At 43.2% G+C, this 19,342-nt stretch carries 17 protein-coding genes; 14 read left to right on the top strand and 3 right to left on the bottom strand.

The window, feature by feature from the left end:
* Positions 1–221: 221 nt before the first annotated feature.
* The 4 genes from CIK80_RS01595 (at position 222) to pncB (ending at position 7,007) form a co-directional block, all read left to right on the top strand.
* Positions 222–2,150 carry a glycine betaine ABC transporter substrate-binding protein gene (locus CIK80_RS01595; RefSeq protein ID WP_095568599.1) on the top strand — a complete coding sequence of 643 codons (1,929 nt, stop codon included), beginning with the start codon at positions 222–224 and terminating at the stop codon, positions 2,148–2,150.
* Positions 2,151–2,245: 95 nt separating this feature from the next.
* Positions 2,246–3,205: an ATP-binding cassette domain-containing protein gene (locus tag CIK80_RS01590; RefSeq protein ID WP_095568598.1), complete on the top strand. Its 960-nt coding sequence runs from the start codon at positions 2,246–2,248 to the stop codon at positions 3,203–3,205.
* Between the two features lie 495 nt (positions 3,206–3,700).
* Positions 3,701–5,500, top strand: coding sequence for a bifunctional peptide-methionine (S)-S-oxide reductase MsrA/peptide-methionine (R)-S-oxide reductase MsrB (gene msrAB / locus CIK80_RS01585; RefSeq protein WP_095568597.1), 1,800 nt, complete (start codon positions 3,701–3,703; stop codon positions 5,498–5,500).
* Between the two features lie 280 nt (positions 5,501–5,780).
* On the top strand, positions 5,781–7,007 hold the full coding sequence (gene pncB / locus CIK80_RS01580) for a nicotinate phosphoribosyltransferase (RefSeq protein WP_095568596.1): 1,227 nt from the start codon (positions 5,781–5,783) through the stop codon (positions 7,005–7,007).
* A 5-nt stretch (positions 7,008–7,012) separates the two neighbouring features.
* Here the strand turns inward: pncB and xseB are convergent, their stop codons facing one another.
* The 3 genes from xseB to CIK80_RS01565 all read right to left on the bottom strand — a co-directional run bounded on the left by xseB (position 7,013) and on the right by CIK80_RS01565 (position 9,595).
* Complete coding sequence (gene xseB, locus CIK80_RS01575) at positions 7,013–7,258, bottom strand: exodeoxyribonuclease VII small subunit (RefSeq protein WP_095568595.1); 246 nt, start codon at positions 7,256–7,258, stop codon at positions 7,013–7,015.
* 109 nt (positions 7,259–7,367) lie between these two features.
* Positions 7,368–8,867, bottom strand: coding sequence for an exodeoxyribonuclease VII large subunit (gene xseA, locus CIK80_RS01570; protein WP_095568594.1), 1,500 nt, complete (start codon positions 8,865–8,867; stop codon positions 7,368–7,370).
* Between the two features lie 359 nt (positions 8,868–9,226).
* Positions 9,227–9,595, bottom strand: a complete 369-nt coding sequence (locus tag CIK80_RS01565; protein WP_095568593.1) for a hypothetical protein — start codon at positions 9,593–9,595, stop codon at positions 9,227–9,229.
* Positions 9,596–9,924: 329 nt separating this feature from the next.
* On the opposite strand from CIK80_RS01565, the gene CIK80_RS01560 reads away from it, so the two are divergent.
* The 10 genes from CIK80_RS01560 (at position 9,925) to CIK80_RS01515 (ending at position 19,303) form a co-directional block, all read left to right on the top strand.
* Positions 9,925–10,584: an alpha/beta fold hydrolase gene (locus CIK80_RS01560; protein ID WP_062844330.1), complete on the top strand. Its 660-nt coding sequence runs from the start codon at positions 9,925–9,927 to the stop codon at positions 10,582–10,584.
* A 135-nt stretch (positions 10,585–10,719) separates the two neighbouring features.
* Positions 10,720–11,820 (top strand): cell division protein ZapE, encoded by a 1,101-nt coding sequence (zapE, locus tag CIK80_RS01555; protein ID WP_095568592.1) that lies wholly within the window; start codon positions 10,720–10,722, stop codon positions 11,818–11,820.
* Positions 11,821–11,971: 151 nt separating this feature from the next.
* Positions 11,972–12,637, top strand: coding sequence for a nitroreductase (locus CIK80_RS01550; RefSeq protein WP_095568591.1), 666 nt, complete (start codon positions 11,972–11,974; stop codon positions 12,635–12,637).
* A 128-nt stretch (positions 12,638–12,765) separates the two neighbouring features.
* Entirely contained in the window at positions 12,766–14,061 is a 1,296-nt protein-coding gene (locus tag CIK80_RS01545; RefSeq protein WP_095568590.1) for an NAD(P)H-dependent glycerol-3-phosphate dehydrogenase, read from the top strand.
* A 99-nt stretch (positions 14,062–14,160) separates the two neighbouring features.
* A complete protein-coding gene (locus CIK80_RS01540) occupies positions 14,161–14,619 on the top strand; it encodes a histidine phosphatase family protein (protein WP_095568589.1) in 459 nt (152 codons plus the stop codon).
* 44 nt (positions 14,620–14,663) lie between these two features.
* Complete coding sequence (gene gspL, locus CIK80_RS01535; RefSeq protein ID WP_095568588.1) at positions 14,664–15,995, top strand: type II secretion system protein GspL; 1,332 nt, start codon at positions 14,664–14,666, stop codon at positions 15,993–15,995.
* A gap of 32 nt (positions 15,996–16,027) precedes the next feature.
* Positions 16,028–16,597, top strand: coding sequence for a type II secretion system protein GspM (gspM, locus tag CIK80_RS01530; protein ID WP_095568587.1), 570 nt, complete (start codon positions 16,028–16,030; stop codon positions 16,595–16,597).
* Positions 16,598–16,901: 304 nt separating this feature from the next.
* The gene (locus tag CIK80_RS01525; RefSeq protein WP_257011658.1) at positions 16,902–17,435 is read left to right on the top strand and encodes a hypothetical protein; all 534 of its coding nucleotides are present in this window, start codon (positions 16,902–16,904) and stop codon (positions 17,433–17,435) included.
* Between the two features lie 211 nt (positions 17,436–17,646).
* Positions 17,647–18,681, top strand: a complete 1,035-nt coding sequence (locus tag CIK80_RS01520) for a quinone-dependent dihydroorotate dehydrogenase (RefSeq protein ID WP_095568586.1) — start codon at positions 17,647–17,649, stop codon at positions 18,679–18,681.
* Between the two features lie 124 nt (positions 18,682–18,805).
* The gene (locus CIK80_RS01515; RefSeq protein ID WP_062844338.1) at positions 18,806–19,303 is read left to right on the top strand and encodes a CvpA family protein; all 498 of its coding nucleotides are present in this window, start codon (positions 18,806–18,808) and stop codon (positions 19,301–19,303) included.
* Positions 19,304–19,342: the final 39 nt, after the last annotated feature.

Genomic DNA, 19,342 nt, shown 5'->3' with positions numbered 1-19,342 from the left:
AACAACCAGTGAATAAGTATTTATTATCAACGTTATAAATCGCTACATTTTGTCGATAAGCTTAAACAGTGTAGAAAAACACCTACATAAATAAGTAATAGAAACATGAATGAGTAATGAGGGTTTTGAGTCACAGTGAGAGCAGGCGAGACACGACCAAAAGACTGTGACTTTAATAGTCATTTTGCTACTGATACAAATAATAATAAATAGGACAGAGCATGCGTCAATGGATTGCATTAAGTGTACTGTGGATGAGCATGCTGTTACTGCCCATATCAGCGTCTGCCACTTGTGAGTCGCCAATCAAATTTGGGGCACTTACGTGGGAGAGTGGCCAATTCATCTCTGGCGTGCTCAAATATATCGCTGAAGATGGCTATGATTGTATAATTGAGGAAGTGCCAGGCGCAGGCCCTGCGCTTGAGACTGCCTTGTCACAAGATGACATCCAAATCATCGGTGAACAGTGGGTAGGGCGCTCTCCAATTATGGAGCAAGCCATCGAAGAGAATAAAGTCGAGGTCATCGGTGACACGCTTAAAGGCGGCGCCACCCAAGGCTGGTATGTGCCTAAGTATGTCCTAGAAGAAAACCCTGGTTTGCGCAGCTACCAAGATCTGCCCAAATATGCTGAGTTATTTAAGGATCCTGAAAACCCAAGTAAATCCCGCTTCATGAACTGTCCTTCTGGTTGGACGTGTGAGATTTTCAATACCCGCCTGCTCAAAAACACGGGATTAGACAGTACATTCAACAATGCCCATCCTGGTACTGGTGCGGCACTTGATGCCGAGATTGCCTCTGCTTTTGAGCAGCATAAACCACTCTTATTTTATTATTGGCAGCCCACAGGGCTGATGGCAAAGTATGATTTTGCACCATTAGCGTTTCCTGCTCACAATGATGCTTGCTGGCAAGATTTATTGCGAGTAGATGGTACCGCTGATTGCGTCTCTGGGTTCCCTGTGTCACCTCTCGGCATCGCGGTCTCTACGCCGTTCCTCGAAAGTAATCCTGAATTGGCAGAGGTGTTTAAACAAGTACAGTTTACCTCAGACGAGCTTAATGGCGCTATTTTGGAGATGAGCGAAAATAAGCGTAGCGGCGAAGAGCAAGCATTAGTATTTTTACGTGAAAACCCAAACGTTTGGCGACAGTGGGTATCTGAAGAAGCGGCTACCAATCTTGCGAATAAGTTAGGTACTAGTCTGGATGGAGCCGCTAGTGTTGACAATGCAGCAACCAACAGTAATCTATTAGGTTTGTCTTCAAGTTTTCCTTCGTGGTCGCTTGAAACGCCACTGAACAATACGCTAGCAAATGTCGTCCAAAACTACGGTGATGTGTTTCGCACGATTAGTCACATGGCATTGACATATTTATTGCTACCTATTGAGCGTTTGCTGACTGTCATCCCGCCATGGTTAATTATTGGGCTGGTGACTGTGCTTGCATGGTTTGGCGTCCGTAAAATTTGGTTTGCGCTGGCATGCGGTGCAGGACTGTTTTTGATTGGCGCATTCGGATTGTGGGGCGCATTGATCGATACCTTGGCGCTTCTAATTGTCTCTGTATTGGTGACAGTGGTCATTGGTATCCCTATCGGTATTGCCATGTCTGGCAGTCAGTTACTCCGCAGGATTGTGACGCCTATATTGGATGTGATGCAGACGATGCCAAGCTTTGTTTATCTGATACCGGTATTAATGTTATTTGGTATTGGTAAAGTGCCCGCGTTGTTTGCCACCATTATATATGCGCTGCCGCCACTTATTCGTTTGACCATGCTCGGCATCACGCAAGTGAACCATGAGATGGTAGAGGCAGGGCGCTCATTCGGTAGCACGCATTTACAATTACTCATTTGGATAAAATTGCCACAAGCGTTACCGAGCATTATGGCAGGTATTAACCAAGCAGTGATGATGTCTCTTGCAATGGTGGTATTGGCCTCTATGATTGGGGCGCCAGGTCTTGGCGAAGATGTATTACAATCGATACAAACGCTCAATATTGGTCAAGGCTTACAAGCAGGTACGGCCATTGTCATTGTAGCAATTATCATTGACCGTATCACTCAGGCATTCGGTCAAGGCAAACGTGCGCGCCAAAAAACCATCGAAGCCGGTAGACGCCCAGTTGGTTAGGCACTTAATCAGTGGTAAAGACAGTTCAGGTCAATAAGTTAAGTTACATTTGCAAAAACAATGCTCATAAAATAATACCAACAGCGAGAACAATGATGAACCATATCCAGCTCGAAAATATCAGTAAGATATATAACGCCACTAGCTCGCAAGCACAGTCTGCATTGGCGTTACTGGCAGAGGGTATGGACAGCAGCAAGGTAAAAGAGCAAACAGGCTACTCAGTGGGACTTTATGATATCAATCTCGCGGTCAAAGCAGGCGAGCTACATTGCATCATGGGACTATCCGGTTCGGGTAAATCCACCTTAATACGTCATATCAATCGCTTGATTGATCCAACCAGTGGCAAGATATGGGTAGATACTTCTATCAACGCACATCATGCTACCAAAGAAACGGTGTCTGCAAACGGAACAAGCATTGTCAACGATCGTCAGCCCATGACGAGTGCAAAAAAAACGCAGATGGATGCGGCAAACGTAGCAGAAACTGAACGTTCGACCTCTGCTGTCAACGTACTGGCGTTCAATGATAAAGAGCTGCAACACTATCGCCAGCAAACGGTCAGCATGGTTTTTCAACATTTTGGCTTAGTACCGCATATGACTGTGATTCAAAACGTTGCTTACGGCTTACGAGTGCGTAAAATGAGTGTCAAAGAGCGTCATGACGTGGCTCGGCACTGGCTCAATGAGGTGGGGCTGTCTAACTTAGAGCGCAGTTATCCTGATGAGCTATCGGGAGGTATGCAGCAGCGTGTTGGTTTAGCGCGTGCTTTGGCAACGGACAATCCGATTTTGCTGATGGATGAAGCGTTCTCTGCACTTGATCCCCTTATTCGTGCTCAGTTACAAGACCAGCTGCTCGCGCTGCAAGAGCGCCTAAATAAAACGATTGTCTTTATCACTCATGATATTGACGAAGCGATTAAAGTCGGTCAACGTATCAGCATCTTAAATGGTGGGCGCTTGATACAGACGGGTACGCCGCAAGAGCTGCGTCTCAATCCAGCCGATGACTATGTCGCACAGTTTATGCATGCTAAAAACTAACCGTGGTCATTTCATCCTTTTCATTCGGTACTGCGAAAATACTTGTATTAGATTTTAACAATATTCATGCTTATCGAGCACCGATTGTAAAAAACCTTGTCTTTTCCTCAATTTATCTCCATATAAGCATGTAAAGACAACAAGTATGCTTACTCTAGAGTAGTGGTTTTTCTATATCACCACTATTACTACGTTGTTAAAAAAGTGTAGTGACCTCTTAATTACTATTAAAGTAAATTCCATTGTCAATGTATACTGTTAAGATAAGCTAATGCGAATAAGCATGTAGTTATTATCTACTGATGATATATGAGCTTTCTATCAAGTGATCATATCATTCTTATATTTTTCATTCGTAGATGGCTTATATTTATATATATGGCCTCCATTTTTGTAAAAGATTGACTCTATTCTTTTTCGCAAACTGCATAAAAAGACCATGAGGTATCATCTAACTCAACCTATGGACGTCAGACTTCGTAGAAGGGACATATTATGCCAAATAAACATATTCCAAATAAAGACCATAAGAAAGCTAATAAATTGGCTTCTGGCTCACCACGTGCTTCGTCTCGTTGGTTTAAAAATGCTAGTACGTTTGGCATGACGACCGTATTGAGTGCAAGCATATTAGTTGCTTGTGGTCAAATGAGCAATGCGGACAATAAAACGAGCAGTAGCGCTGGTAAGCAAACCAGTGCGACAAAAACTTCTCGTGATATGTTGCCCTCCGATATGCTTAAACAAATACAAGCGTTGCCACAGTTGACAAAAGGTCTGGGCGATACAGGCGCTGATGTGATAGATCCTAATAAACCAACCTTGGTAAAGTTTTGGGCAAGTTGGTGCCCGCTTTGCTTAGGGACGTTGGCAGAAACAGAAGAATGGCGTACTGATCCTAAGTTCGCTGATCTAAACGTGATTACTGTGGCAAGTCCGGGTCATTTGAACGAAAAAGAAGACAATGACTTTAGTACTTGGTATGCAGGCGTTCAAGCAGACTATCCAAAACTGCCTGTACTGTCCGATCCTTCAGGCGAGCTGATCAACAAACTTGGCGTGCAGGTGTATCCAAGCTGGGCCATACTCGATAAAAAGGGTAATTTGGTTCATTTGGTTAAAGGCAATATAACGGCAGAGCAAGCCTATGCGCTTGCTGAAAATGCCAACAATGATTTTGCTGAGCTCAAAGCGGGTAATGGCAAACCTGCCAACGCGCAAGCAATGGATAATAACAACAAGATCGAAACCATCAAGCAAAAAGATGGGGTCTACTATAATGACAAAGGCAAAGCGATCAATACGCGCTCAATCTATCTGGCGGGCGGTTGCTTTTGGGGTATAGAGGCTTATATGGAGCGGGTTGATGGTGTCGTAGATGCCGTCTCAGGTTATGCAAACGGTAATACTGCCAATCCAAGCTATGAGCAAGTGATTCGCGGATCAGGACATGCCGAAACCGTTAAAGTTACTTACGATGCTGATAAAATTGATTTAGATACGGTCTTAAAATATTACTTCCGTGTCGTTGACCCAACTAGCGTAAATAAGCAAGGCAATGATCGCGGCGTACAGTATCGCTCTGGCGTTTATTATACCGATAAAGAAGATAAAGCGGTTATTGATGCGGCTCTCAAGCGAGTGCAGAGTCAATACAAACAAAAAGTCGTGGTCGAAAACGAAGCATTAGACAATTTTTACTTGGCTGAAGCGTATCATCAGGACTATTTGGCAAAAAATCCAAATGGCTATTGTCACGTTGATTTGAGTTTGGCGGATGAGAAACCTGCAGGCACGCCCTCTACCAAACTTGCTCCTGCCAATACAGTGGCTGAAGCATTAGATCCTAAGCGTTACGCCGGGTTCGATAAAGGCGCTTTGAAGAATACATTAACGAAAGCTCAGTATGATATTACTCAAGATGCAGGAACCGAACGCGCGTTTAGTCATGAGTATGATGAGTTGTTTGCGCCTGGGATTTATGTCGATGTGGTAAGCGGTGAGCCACTTTTCTTATCCACTGATAAATATCAATCCGGTTGTGGCTGGCCAAGTTTCACTAAGCCGATTGACATGCAAGTAATCACTCAGCATGAAGATAAAGCATTTAATATGGTGCGTACTGAGGTTCGCTCTCGAGTCGCGGATTCGCATCTTGGTCATGTATTCCCTGATGGTCCAAAAGATCGCGGCGGCTTGCGTTATTGCATCAATGGTGGTGCATTGCAATTTATTCCCGTCAATGTGATGCCCCAATCAGGCTATGCACCATTGGTCAAACTGGTAAAATCATAATAGCTTTGCAACAGTATTATTCATAAAAAAGACGCTAGGAGTTCTCTTAGCGTCTTTTTTATGGGAAATTTCTTATGGTAGTTGGTAAAAATAGCAAACAAGCGTAGTAATTTTGCTGCGATTAATCGTGAACTCTGAAATAAGCTGCAAACTTCGTTATACTTAACGGTTTATTGAGTGCTGATTGTTTGTGCGCTTTTTTTCATCGTTCTATTATGTCGCTTTAAGTATCAGGTGACGTTTATTTCTTATTCTTGCTTTTGTTTTTTAAGGCCATAGTATGACCGTTACCTATACACCTATTATTACTTCGTTACTTGATAATGATTTGTATAAATTTACCATGCTACAAGCCATGCTGCATCAATTCCCACAAACGCATGGTGTCTATCGTTTTCGTTGCCGCAATAATAAAGAAGCGCTCTATCCATTGGCTGATATCAAAGAGCAGCTTGAAAAACAGTTAGACAGTTTATGTGAGTTGCGCTTTTTAGAAGATGAATTGGAGTATTTGCGCAGCCTACGTTTTATGCGCTCAGACTTCGTGGACTATCTTGAATTATTTAAACTTAAGCGCCGATTTATCACGGTCAGTACAGACAGCGAAGGTCGTTTGTTTATCGATATTGAAGGCCCGATGATTCAGGCCATGTTTTTTGAAGTCTTTGTACTGGCTATTGTCAATGAGCTCTATTTCAGTGCTTTATCAGATGAGCATGTGATTGAAGAAGGTCAGCGTAGGCTGAATGAAAAAGTTGAATTGCTACATCATTATGCAGCAGAACAAGCCAAAGGGGATCGTAGCAGACCACCATTCATCGTTGCTGATTTTGGTACTCGTAGACGGTTCAGTAAAGCGTGGCAAGCGCATGTGGTTGAAACAATACACAAAGCTGAACCGAAGATAGTTGGCGGTACTTCTAATGTCTATTTAGCAAAACAGCTCGGTATGACACCAATCGGTACGATGGCGCATGAGTTTATGCAGGCGTTTCAGGCACTAGATGTACGTTTGCGTGATTCACAAAAAGCGGCACTCGAAGCGTGGGTACATGAATATCGAGGTGATTTGGGCATTGCACTGACGGATGTCGTTGGAATGGACGCATTTTTACGAGATTTTGATTTGTATTTTGCCAAACTTTTTGATGGGCTGCGTCATGATAGTGGCGATCCCTATATTTGGGGTGATAAAGCCATTGCTCATTACGAAAAACTAAAAATAGATCCCAAAACCAAGATTCTCACCTTTAGTGATGGTCTAAACCTTGAAAAGGCATGGGAGCTGCATCAATACTTCCAAGGTCGTATCAAGACCAGTTTCGGTATCGGCACCAATCTGACCAATGATATGGGTATCACGCCGATTAATATCGTTCTTAAGCTGGTTGAATGCAACGGGCAGCCAGTTGCCAAGCTGTCTGACAGCCCTGGCAAGACCATGATCAATAATGATACGTATCTTGCCTATTTGCGCCAAGTTTTTGAGGTTGATGAACTAGAATAGCGTGCTTAACTATCGCTATTGTTTGTCTTGTTTTCTTCAGCGAACGCGGCGTCCAAGGCTTGCTGTACTGCATTGATACGCGTCTCACAAACGCGATAAGCGGCAATAGATTCTTCGACGGTGGTCATTAGATTGTCAATATCAGGCTCGTCCTGTTGCTGTAACTCAGTGGCATTGGTTTTTAAAATATCATAAGCCGCCTTAAAGGTTTTTGGGGCGGCTTTTTTGCGTTTGCGAGTAGGGGTAGTCATAATCTGTCCTGATGTTCAAAATTAAGGTTAAGTAATTAGTATTAAGTAAAAAAACTGACTCTAAATATCGCAAAGTCATTATTTTTAGTGATATTTGGTAATCAGCTTTTTATGTAGCTTTTACATCCATGATCTGTGCTTTTGCTTTGCCATCCTTCAAGACAATGTGTACCATTTGTTCAGTATGAAGCTGAGTACGACTGGTGAGTATCTGTTTGTCTTTTTCATCTGTAAGTAAGGTGTAGCCTTGCTTAAGTATGCGGGAAGGGCGATGTAGTAGCACAATGTCCCGCAGATGCTCGCTGTCTCGCTGCGCTTGTATCAGCTGCTGCTGAGTACGGTGCATGATGGCCTTGTGCTGATTGTTACTGTAAGTAGAAGCAATGGATAACTGCTGGTAAGCCGCGGCTTGAATCTGGGTATTTAATTCAGCAGTTTGTCTTGCCGCTTGTTTTACTTGGCGCTGAGCACTTTGCTGAATGCTGCGCCACGCATAGTCACTGTCTTTTTGTAGAGCAGTTAGTTGCCCTGTGGTTTGCGTTTGTATTTGGCTTAATTGACGCTCTGCTCGCTGTTCCGCCATATTGAGTTGACGCTGGGCAGCTTGTTTGATCTGTGCTTGATATTGCAGCGTCTGAGTGATCAACTGTGCTAGGTGGCTGCTAATGGCAGCGATGACTTTTGAGGGCGTATCAAAGCTTGTATGAGCAACTTCATCTAAGATGACTTTGTCGCGTTCATGACCAATCCCTACCCAGACAGGAACTGGCTGCTCAGCCACCAAAGCGGCAAGCTCATAATCATTCAAATACGCCAAATCACCGACCGCACCGCCACCACGAATAATGACTAACAAATCAGGCAAGCGTCCGTACGTGTCTTGAAATTGCTGCTGGGCACTGACGATGGCTTGGCGTATTTCAGCAGGGGCATGATTGCCTTGAAAGGTCGCGTGATGGTAGTGAAAATGACAAGCGCCTGCCTCGGCTAAGCGATCGGCGTCCGCTTGAAAATCTCCTAATCCAGCGGCTTTTTCAGGCGCGATGACCAGCACGTGTTCGATATCAAAGGGAGTAGGGAGTTGCTGATTGAGGGTCAGTAACCCTTCACCTGTTAAGCGATCAACCATCTGGGCATATTGACGTGCCAAATCGCCTAATGTATAGCTAGGATCAATGTCTTCGATTGTGAGTGAGAAGCCATATTGGGCATGAAAGCCAGCTGCGACTTTAAGCAAAACAGTCAAATCGCGATCAAGTGGCATACCCGTCGCCCGCTCAAACTTGGCCAAAACACGCGCCGCTTTAAAGCGCCACAGATTGCCACGGCAGCTGGCTACGACTTTGCCATCGTCATCTTTTTCTGCTAATTCAAAATAATAATGACCGCCTTTACTCGACAGATTGCGAATCTCTGCTTTTACCCAGACACGGTGGTCAAAGGTTTGTTTGATAACCATGTCAACAGCGGTCAAATAGTCACTTAACCGCAATACTGTATTTTCTAGATGGTCTTCTTGCTCTGCCAATTCGGCTTCCAAGGTCGCCAAGTCTTTGGCAGGGGTTAATACTTGAGCATGTTTGAGATTTGAAAGTTTGGGTTTGCGCATAATATTAGACCAAAATGAGAAGAGCGTAGATGTGAGCCAAAATATGAAAGCTCTAAGTAGGGTATAGTTAATTTTTTATCAAGCGGACTCGATCAGTCTACTATTTTTAGTATTTTCACTTGTCTTCTGTATGCCGGAGTTATAGTAAACTGATCATAGTTTAACGCAAAAGTACGGACACAAAAAGTAAAGCCAACAAGCGGCAATAAAATTCATGCAAACTTGCTGGCAATAGGTAAGTTTATCGTCATTCAACAAAGACAATGCGAAATATATGCACTAGTAGAAATGTCGTCTTGATGTCTTAGTCTCAGAGATGATCTAAGGCGTTATCTGAAAAATGAGACAACGGATATATTTTATTGGCAACGGAAATTAATGGTGTACTCATAATCATCTTTACGTGATAAGTCTGGTGTGCCAGTACCAAAAATGGACCCAACAACCGCGCCAACTTGACCGACCATACGTCCAGTGCGCTCATCTAAAATCCCGTTATATTTGACGGTGTCATTGACAATAATGACTTGTTTGCTTCGACAGGTTTTTTGTGCACTGTCAATCGCATTTTGTTGTGCTTTGACTTTAGTATCTGCGATGCCAGTGGTTTCATAAACCGAGTTGGCACGCTGAATAACGGGAGATGAAGGCGTACTTTGGCAAGCACTCAAGGCAAGTGCAGCAGCTAAAGTTGCCGTCAATGTAACGGTTTTATTCAAAGTATTCATAAATGATTCCTAATTTCTGTCAGTTGACTATCAAAGTTAAGCAGGTGTGGTGGTTTGCTCAATATAGATTATAAATCTAACTCATTCTTATCTTGGGTGTCTAGACTGTTATTGTGTGGCATGACTACTGCATATTTTATCTTTTATATTGTGACTAGGTTAAGTTTAAAGGTATGTAAAACGTGCTGATAATGCCACTATTGATAGACTTTGTTTGTCGCTATCTATCAAAAATTGACACAAGCTGCACGCTGACACAGCAAATCACTTGAAATAAAAACCTTATCTAGGATAATTGGTCTATTCATTCTTAACGAGTAAGCAATTTTATGCAATTGATTCCTGCTCCTGCTGGCGTGCTCGAAGTCGACGCACTGTGGCAACAAAACAATCCTAATGACCCTAACACGGATACCGTGGCGTTACTTTGTCATCCTAATCCATTATTCGATGGGACGATGAATAATAAAGTGGTGACGACTATGTACCGCTTTGCCCGCGATAGTGGGATGCATGTGGTACGTTTCAATTTTCGAGGCGTGGGTCAATCAACGGGCGAGCACGATTACGCGGAAGGTGAAGTGGTAGATGCGATGACCGTGTTACAATGGATTGCCGAACAAACCAATGCTCGTAAGTTATGGCTTGGCGGGTTTTCTTTTGGTGGCTATGTGACAGCGCGTGTGGCTGAGCAAGTAATTGAGGCCTCTCACATCTGGGGCGTAAGCGATTTTGAAATTGTTAATATTGCCCTGATTGCGCCCTCTATCGAAAAAAATGAGAGTAGCGATATACGTTTGCCAGTTGATAAGACGTTTGAGATTTATGGTAATGCAGATGAAGTCATTGATCCCAAAAACATGCAGGCATTTGCTGATCATTTAGGAATTGAGGTCAGCGTCGTGGATGGCGCAGGTCACTTTTTTCATGGTCGCCTATCAGAGCTCAAAGGTTTGTTAGAAAAACACAGCTTTGGTAGTGAGATGTAGTTTTTCTCATTCGTCTTAGCGTATAGTCGTTTAGTCGTTTTATTTCATAAAGTTCTTGATGGCTTTGTCTTGATGTGATGAAGCCGAAACACGTTAGTACTTTCATATTCATTTTATCCAACGATGAGTCGTATTATGAGTTTATCTCCATTGCAACGTTACGAGCAAGCCGTCAGTACGGACGATTTTACTCAAGATGAACAGCAATTTAAGGCCATGAGCTACCTTGATGAGATTTATCATCAGCTCATCAATAGTGCGCCGCAAAAAAAAGGCTTTTTTAGCTTTCTAAAGTCTAAGCCGACCGCACCAAAGGGTTTGTATATGTGGGGCGGTGTGGGCCGCGGTAAAACATGGATGATGGACATGTTTTACGATTCTTTGACCATTGATCGTAAGATGCGCCTACATTTTCATCATTTTATGAAGCGTGTGCATCAAGAGCTACATAAGTTGCAAGGTGAGAGTGACCCGTTAGAAAAAGTCGCAGATATTATTCATGCAGAAGCCGTCATCATTTGTTTTGATGAATTTTTTGTATCTAATGTCTCTGACGCTATGATTTTGGGCGATCTATTTACCATGTTATTCAATCGTGGTATCACATTGGTTGCCACTTCAAACATTGAGCCGTCAGGGCTTTATAAAGATGGGCTGCATCGTGACCGTTTTTTGCCCGCCATTGCTGAAGTTGAGCGTCATACGACAGTGATGAATATCGACTCTGGTATTGACTATCGCTTACGTGTGCTGCAACAAGCAGAACTTTATGAGTCGCCTTTAACCAAGGCAAACCATCACTGGCTTGCCAACCGTTTTGCCAGTTTGTCTAATAACCAAAAAATCAGTCATGCTCCGATTACGATTAATGGCCGTGAAATTAAGATTAACGCGCGTACTGAAGACATCTTATTTTGCGATTTCCGTCATCTATGTATGGAGCCGCGTTCAGCCTCTGATTTTATTGAAATCGCTAAGCAGTTCAACACCGTCTTAGTCAATTCAGTACCAGCATTAGATGATGATTTGCGCGATCCGACGCGTCGTTTTATTTACCTTGTGGACGAGTTCTATGATCGCCGCGTAAAACTCTTGGTTCGAGCAGAGCAGTCGATTTTAAATCTATATCAAGGTGAGAAGCTGGCATTTGAGATTGAGCGTACGCGCTCACGTTTGCTTGAAATGCAATCAGAAGATTATTTACGGATGGCGCACCGCGTCGAAGACGGCGCCTAATAGGGATCTTTTAAACCGTTTGCTAAAACTGAGTGTCTATGATGCGTTCAGTTTTAGCTTTTTTTGATAAAAATGTATACGCTGACAAGAATTAGCGTATAAAAGAATGAATGTATTAACACAAATAGACATAGATAATAATAAATAAGGAATGACAATGACCGAATCCAATAATGACGATAATGCAAAAAACGATAAAAAATTGGCCGTTAAGAACGTCACAGCTACTGATTCACCATTGGCTGCTGAGACGCTGATTGGTTGGATCAATTCAAGACGCAGTATGGGCAACTTAGATGCGCCAGCACCGACGCGCGCCCAGATCGAAGCGGCAATCGAATGTGCTGCCACCGCGCCAGATCACAAAAAGTTGAACCCATGGCGTTTTATAGTGACGCAGGGCAAGGCTCGTCATCAATTAGGGCAAGCATTGCTTGAAGCCGCTCAAGAAAAAGCGGCACAAGAGGGTGAGGTGTTGTCTGAAAAAGACATTAAAAAAACCCAAAGTATGCCACTGCGAGCACCTCTTATCATTACTGTGGTCACTAAAATACAAGCGCATAAAAAAGTTCCTCCCTTCGAGCAGATGTTAAGTGCGGGGGCTGCTGTCCAAAACCTTATCTTGGCACTAAAAGCCCAAGGTTTTAGTACTGTATGGCGTACTGGACTGCTATGTAACGAGCCTGCTGTGAAAGCTTATTTTGATGTTGGGTCAGATGATTATGTGACGGCTTTTGTTTATACTGGTACCAGCCCAAAAAATGAACCCACACGTAAACCCATTGATATCGAGCCATTGGTACGATTTGAGTCATAATATAGCTAAGCGCTGTCTACTAAGTAAACCTATCTTCTAACAAGACAGTCAGCCGCAGTAGCCAAACTTGGTAGGCACATAATGATACATTTTATGAATAATCAGTCAGTCAATATGGATAAAAGAACATGACCAGCCCAAATGATAGCAATAAAAACATTGGCAACGATGACAATAACACAGAGAAGAGCGCACCTGATAAGCAAAACAGTTTGTTACTAGGTATCATCGAACGTGCGACTAAATCCGGTCTTGGTCGTAAAAAACTGAACCCTAGTGCGGTCGAATCAGCAGTGGCAAAAAACATGGCAGAGATTCATAGCAACCCTACTAAGCTGCGATTGGCCTTTTTAGGTGGTGGCAGCTTTGGTACGGCAATGGCAAACTTGGCCGCACGAAATGGCTGTGATACCACACTGTGGGTGCGCAATAAACGTACCGTGAAGGCAATGATAAAAACTCAGACCAACAAAAAATACTTGCCGGGTTATAAGCTAGATGACCGTCTAAAATATAGTCACGACTTGGCAGCAACGGTAAAAGACAAGGACATTGTTTTTATCGCTATACCAGGTTTGGCCTTCAGAGAAACCTTAAAAAATATTGCCCCATTTATTAGTGGTCAATCTATCGTCTCATTAACGAAAGGCATGGAAAAGGATACGTTTGCCTTAATGAGCGATATCATTAAGGATGAGCTACCAGAAGTGAATTTTGGCGTGATGTCAGGGCCAAATTTAGCCATAGAAATCATGAAAAACATGCCTTCTGCGACGGTCATTGCTAGTGAGTCTGAACCGTTACGTCATGCGGTACAAGCAGCGCTGCACAGTGCATTTTTTAGAGTTTTTGCCAGCGATGATGTCAAAGGCGTTGAGCTTGGTGGTGCACTCAAAAACATTTACGCGATTGCGATGGGGATGGCGGCGGCCTATGATGTTGGCGAAAATACCAAAGCGATGATACTGACACGTGCTTTGGCAGAAATGAGTCGTTTCGGTGTCGAAGCAGGTGCAAACCCACTCACTTTTTTAGGGTTGTCAGGGGTTGGTGATTTATATGCCACTTGTAGCTCAGAATTGAGTCGCAATTATCGCATTGGTACGATGCTCGGTCGTGGCATGAACATAGACGCTGCTGTCAAAAAACTTGGTCAAACAGCTGAGGGTGTTAATACCATTCAGCAGGTACACGAAAAAGCGAACAAAGAAGGCATCTATATGCCTATTACTCACGCTCTGTATGCGGTCATTTATGAAGATAAAGCGGCTCTAGGGGTTGCCCTACATTTGATGGAAGCTGGTTTCCGTAGTGATGTTGAATTCGTCATGGCGCATGATCATAGTAATGCGGCACTGACTGCCCATATGAAAACATCGAGTAGTAGCGCTGAAAATAATAAGGACGACACTGACCACAAGTAAAGCCATTGCGATTAATGCTGCATCATCTAATTTCATCATGCAGCAATAAAATCAAATTAAGCTATGCCTTGTACCCAAAAATGTCTAACAAGGACTGTCATGAAAATTATACTAGTACGTCATGGTCAAGCAGAAGATGAAACACGTCCTGATAGCGCCCGTCAGCTGACTGACTTTGGACGTAAGCAAGCCGCCCAAACCGCAGAATACGTGATAACTCATTATCATCCTGATCGTTTTGTTGTAAGCCCTTATGATAGAGCGCAGCAAACACTCGCTGAATTCCAAGCAAGAGCGCCAAAAGTGCCGTTAACCATACAGAATAATATTACGCCTTCTGATGATGCGCGCCAAGCTTTAATAGATATCGGTAATATTGAAGCGGATTGTCTTGTGGTGGTCTGCCATATGTCCATCGTTGCCTACATTGCTGGATTACTGACAGGAGATTATCCTGAGTCATTTTCTCTGGCAGAAGCGCGCGTGTTCGAAATGGACTTTGTCATGAGCGGTATGGCAAAAGAGATCGACCGCTTTGTTCCTGATCAGCCTTATTGATAATAGCCCTTCTATCATTGCTTCAATAATTAAGGACACGCTTAGTGTTACATGTTTGGTTACGAGCGCAGCATAGCCCACTAGCTGTCTGGCATGAAGATGCAAAACAATGGCAAACAGTCGATGGGTGGCAACAGCTACAAGCGATCTATGGTAGTCATAAAAACAATGCTCACAAAACATTGTGCTTGTATTTTCCTTCAAGCCATCTATTACAAGTCGATACGGAGTTTACGGCTGCCCAACTTAAACAACTGGGCATTAGTGGTAAGCAGTATCTATTTGAAGAGATGTCATTGACCCCAGTTGAACAATTGGCCATTCGACAAATCAGTCATGCCGATCGTCATCAACTCTATGCGTTGTCACAAAATGATATCGAGTCGTGGCAGCAAAGTACCAAACTTGCTGGTATGACCATCACAGCGTTACTCCCTGATTTTTTATTGCTGCCAACGCCAGAAGAGGGGGCAGGACAGCAAGTGACGTTATATCAAGACACTCAAACCATGCTGCTGCGTCAATCTTTACGTCAAGGTATGGCGGTCAGCTATTTGCCATTGATTTTTGAGCGTTTCCCGCATCTTAGTGAAGTCAATGTATTATTGCCCATAGCGTCTTTTGAAGACACGTCAACGCTCTTCAACAGTAATCCTCTTACGGATACATTTGGTGACTCTATTGCATCTCATGACATTGGACTGCAAAAGTCGTCAACGCCAATATCGTCCATGCCAACCGATTTTATGGCACAAACCTTAGCAACGATTACTGAACATCAATTATTATTGACCACACTGACAACGACGCCAAAACCCATTGAAAACCCTGATCGTCATGCGCTAAACTTCTTCATCAAGTCCACAGATTCACAATTGTCACCTTATTTGCGAGTGGCCATGATGGTCGCGCTGAGTGCATTGGTACTACAGATGGCGACGGATGGTGTGCAATGGTATCAATATAATAATGCAGCTATCGCAACCAAGAGTGAGATTGCTAAGCAGTACCAATCGTGGTTTGCTGATGAGCCTTTGAGCACTCGTACAAAGCTACAAGTACAATTGCAACCAAAATTGCGTAGTGACAGCCAAGCGCCTGATTCGCACATGGCTGCATTGGCTCGCATATCACCTCTTATCAAACAGTCTTCCTTGCATGCACAAGCACTGGTGATGCAGCCTTCATCACTCAGCTTTACCTTGATAGCGCCTGACCGTACTAGTTTGGATACATTTACAAGCACACTGACGGCACAAGGGTTGAGCGCCAAGCTTGCGCAAGTGAGCGGCAATGAGCAAGGGCAGTTTAGTGGTCAAATTACGGTAAGCGTGATAGAAAATAACAATACGCAAGCAAATACGGCGGCATCATAATCTCTATTAGCCATGGCAAACAAGGTCAAACAATGAAAAGATTACTACGCCGTAGCAAACGCAATAACGTCAATCCTGCATTCAGTAGCAGTATAGAAACGCATGCATTATCAAAGCGCATGAATAACTTTCAAAATGTTTTGTCAACGCGCTGGCAGTCATTATCTCCACGTGATCAGTTGGCATTGGTCATATTGTCTACATTTTTATTATTATTTGTGGGTGGCTATGGCGGTTATAGCATTCACCAAGCGGCAAGTGATAGCAAGAGTGGCTATCAGGAGGAGGTGGCTGATTATTTTTGGCTGCGCGCACAAGCTGGTAATATCGATAGCAATGCAATGCAGGCCAACACGCCTGATGGTGAGGCATTGCCACCTGCTAATAGTGTGAGTACAGTGCTAAATAGTGCTGGTATTACAAACGCTCAAGTAGTGGCAGCTGGCGATGCTGTTCAATTGAGCTTTACTCATGGCAGTCAAGCAGTGGTTAGTACAGCACTTGGTAAGCTTGAGCAGCAAGGTTGGCAGTTCACTCAATTATCCATGCAACAAGATCCCGCTAATAAGTCCATTCAGGTACAAGCAACAGTTGCCCTATAAACGGCTGTCTCTCTAGCCTTTTCCTATAGTCAATCCAATATAAAACCAAAGCAGTGCTGCCAACGTCATATTTTTTTGCTTGCTATGCCTTCGCAGACAGAGGCTACAAAAATATGTCGTTGGCAATACATGATCATTGTTGTACCTTTTTTATTTAGGATTAACTATACAATGATATCCTACTGTGATGGCTGATAAACAAAGCTGTTTAGCGCTTATTACTCGCATAGTTGCTGATATTGAAAAATCACTGCTCTGACACAATCAAATAATGATTAGTCACTGTCAGATAGGGATAATTACAATGAATCATTCTTCTGAGCGCAAACCTGATGATACTGTACGTCAAAAAACTCGTACTGCTGACCACCATTACCATGATTCTGTTGATACAATGTCTGATCACAATATTGCCCAACGAGGAAAACACAGCATGATGAGCGACAATAAGCGCCGTTCTTTAATCACTTATAATCACGTTACTTATTTTTTGTATGTCATCAGCTATTTTACGGCAGGTTTGCTTTGGATTGTGCCGATTGTCATGAACTATGTGAAGCGCCATGATGCAGAGGGGTCCTGGCTTGCTACGCATTTCGATTGGCAAATCAAAACCTTTTGGTACAGTATCGTCTGGTTTTTCTTAGGCATTATTATTATTGTGTTTGCTTTGGGCGGTGTAGGTGTGAGTGTATTGGCAGACAGTGGAAACATTGCTATTGGTTCTGTGCTCTTGGCTGCTTTTGGTCTTCTTATTATGACCTTTACCTTTATTTGGCATCTTTATCGCGTCATTCGAGGGTGGATCGCATTAACGGATAATCGTCCTGTGCCTTAGGTCTCATCCAAAATTCATTGAATAGCAATCACGTTTAGTGACTACTCCTAATTAATTAGTAATAATTGATTTATGGATTGCTAAGAGGTAAATCTGAAAAATTAGCGCATGAAACTTTGCTCTTATTTCTGTTAAGCTGATATAATCGCAGCGCTTGATTTTATCAGCACTTTTCATCCACTATGTCTTTCGAGCAGGGTCTGTCATTACTATGTCTTATGCCTTACTTCGCCCTTTTTTGTTTAATATGGATCCAGAACATGCCCATGAGATGACTTTGTCTTTATTAGACAAAGCTCATAAAGCCCGTGTCTTAGGGCTGGTATATGGTCAATCAATGCAACCAACCGATTGTATGGGGTTGCAGTTTTCGAATCCAGTTGGCTTAGCGGCAGGACTGGACAAAAATGGTGATTACATTGATGCCCTTGCGGAACTGGGATTTGGTTTTATAGAAGTCGGTACGGTTACGCCGCGTCCTCAAGTAGGGAATGATAAGCCGAGATTGTTCAGAATAAAACAAGCCGATGCTATCATCAATCGTATGGGGTTTAATAACCAAGGTATCGATTATCTGGTCGAAAATGTCAAACGCTGTAAATATAAAGGCAATATTGGTATCAATATTGGCAAAAACGCCGATACACCAGTAGAGCAAGCAGAAGATGATTATGTTTATTGTTTAGAACGTGCTTATCCGCATGCTTCTTATATCACGGTGAATATCTCTTCTCCTAACACGAAGAATTTACGCGATCTACAAAGTGGAGATGCCTTAACTCAGCTATTGGATACGATTAAAAATCGTCACAGTCAGCTGGCAACCGAATACGGCTTTTATGTGCCTTTAGTACTCAAAGTTGCACCTGATCTAGAGCCTATGCAAGTCGATTACATCTCACAGCAGTTACTAGATTTCGAAATAGACGGTTTGATTGCGACCAATACGACGTTGAGCCGTGTGGGGGTTGAAGATTTACAAGATGGTGATCAAATGGGCGGATTATCAGGTCGACCAGTGAGCCACATTAGTACCCAGATTTTACAACAGTTCTCTGATCAGTTGGGTGATAAAGTCACTTTGATCGGTGTTGGCGGTATTGATAGTGGTGCCAAAGCCGTCAAAAAAATAGAGGCAGGTGCAGATATGGTACAGCTTTATACAGGGCTTATTTACCGTGGTCCTGGGCTGGTACAATCCTGTATTCAAGCAATCGGTGGCTACTACGATGCTATGGAAGGTTAGGGTGCAATGAAGACCTCGCTATTTACTTAAAAATATTGGCTCTTGAAAGCGCTTTTAACCATCTATGACATTATAGAACCTGAACAAACCCCAACAAACATGAATAAAGTATGAGGCGTAACACATGAGTGGTCTAGATATCGTGATTGCTGTTGTTGTCTTGATTGGCTTATGGCGCGGCTTTCAAGTAGGACTGATTAAAACAGCCGTTGGTTTGGCAGGCTGGTTTATCGCCTTTATTGCTGCTACGCGTTTAGCAAGTGCGGTGTCGCCTCAATTATCAGGAGTCGTGCAAAACCCTGTGTTACAGTTGGCGCTGGCATTTTTACTAGTGGTAATTATCATATTGGCCATCATGCATTTGGTCGCGTTTGTGTTTTCAGGTGTGCTAAAAACCTTGCGGCTGGGCATTTTTGATAAAATGGCAGGCGGCGTATTGGGTGCTGCCAAAAACGTGCTGATGATATTGGTTGTCCTTAGTGTCAGTGCGCCCTTATTGGTACAAATGCCGCAATGGCAAACTTCAGTTCTTGCGCCTGAGTTATTACCTTATGCACCGATGGGCAGAGAGCTTGTGTCAAATGTGTTTGGTATGGCTTGGGATCAAATCAATCAGTCATAATTGTTATACTTCGAATTTTCGTCCTCATGAGTCAAATAC

Origin of the sequence: Psychrobacter sp. JB193, assembly GCF_002285555.1 — a bacterium.
GTDB lineage: Bacteria > Pseudomonadota > Gammaproteobacteria > Pseudomonadales > Moraxellaceae > Psychrobacter > Psychrobacter alimentarius.
This window is presented reverse-complemented; position numbering and strand designations above follow the sequence as displayed.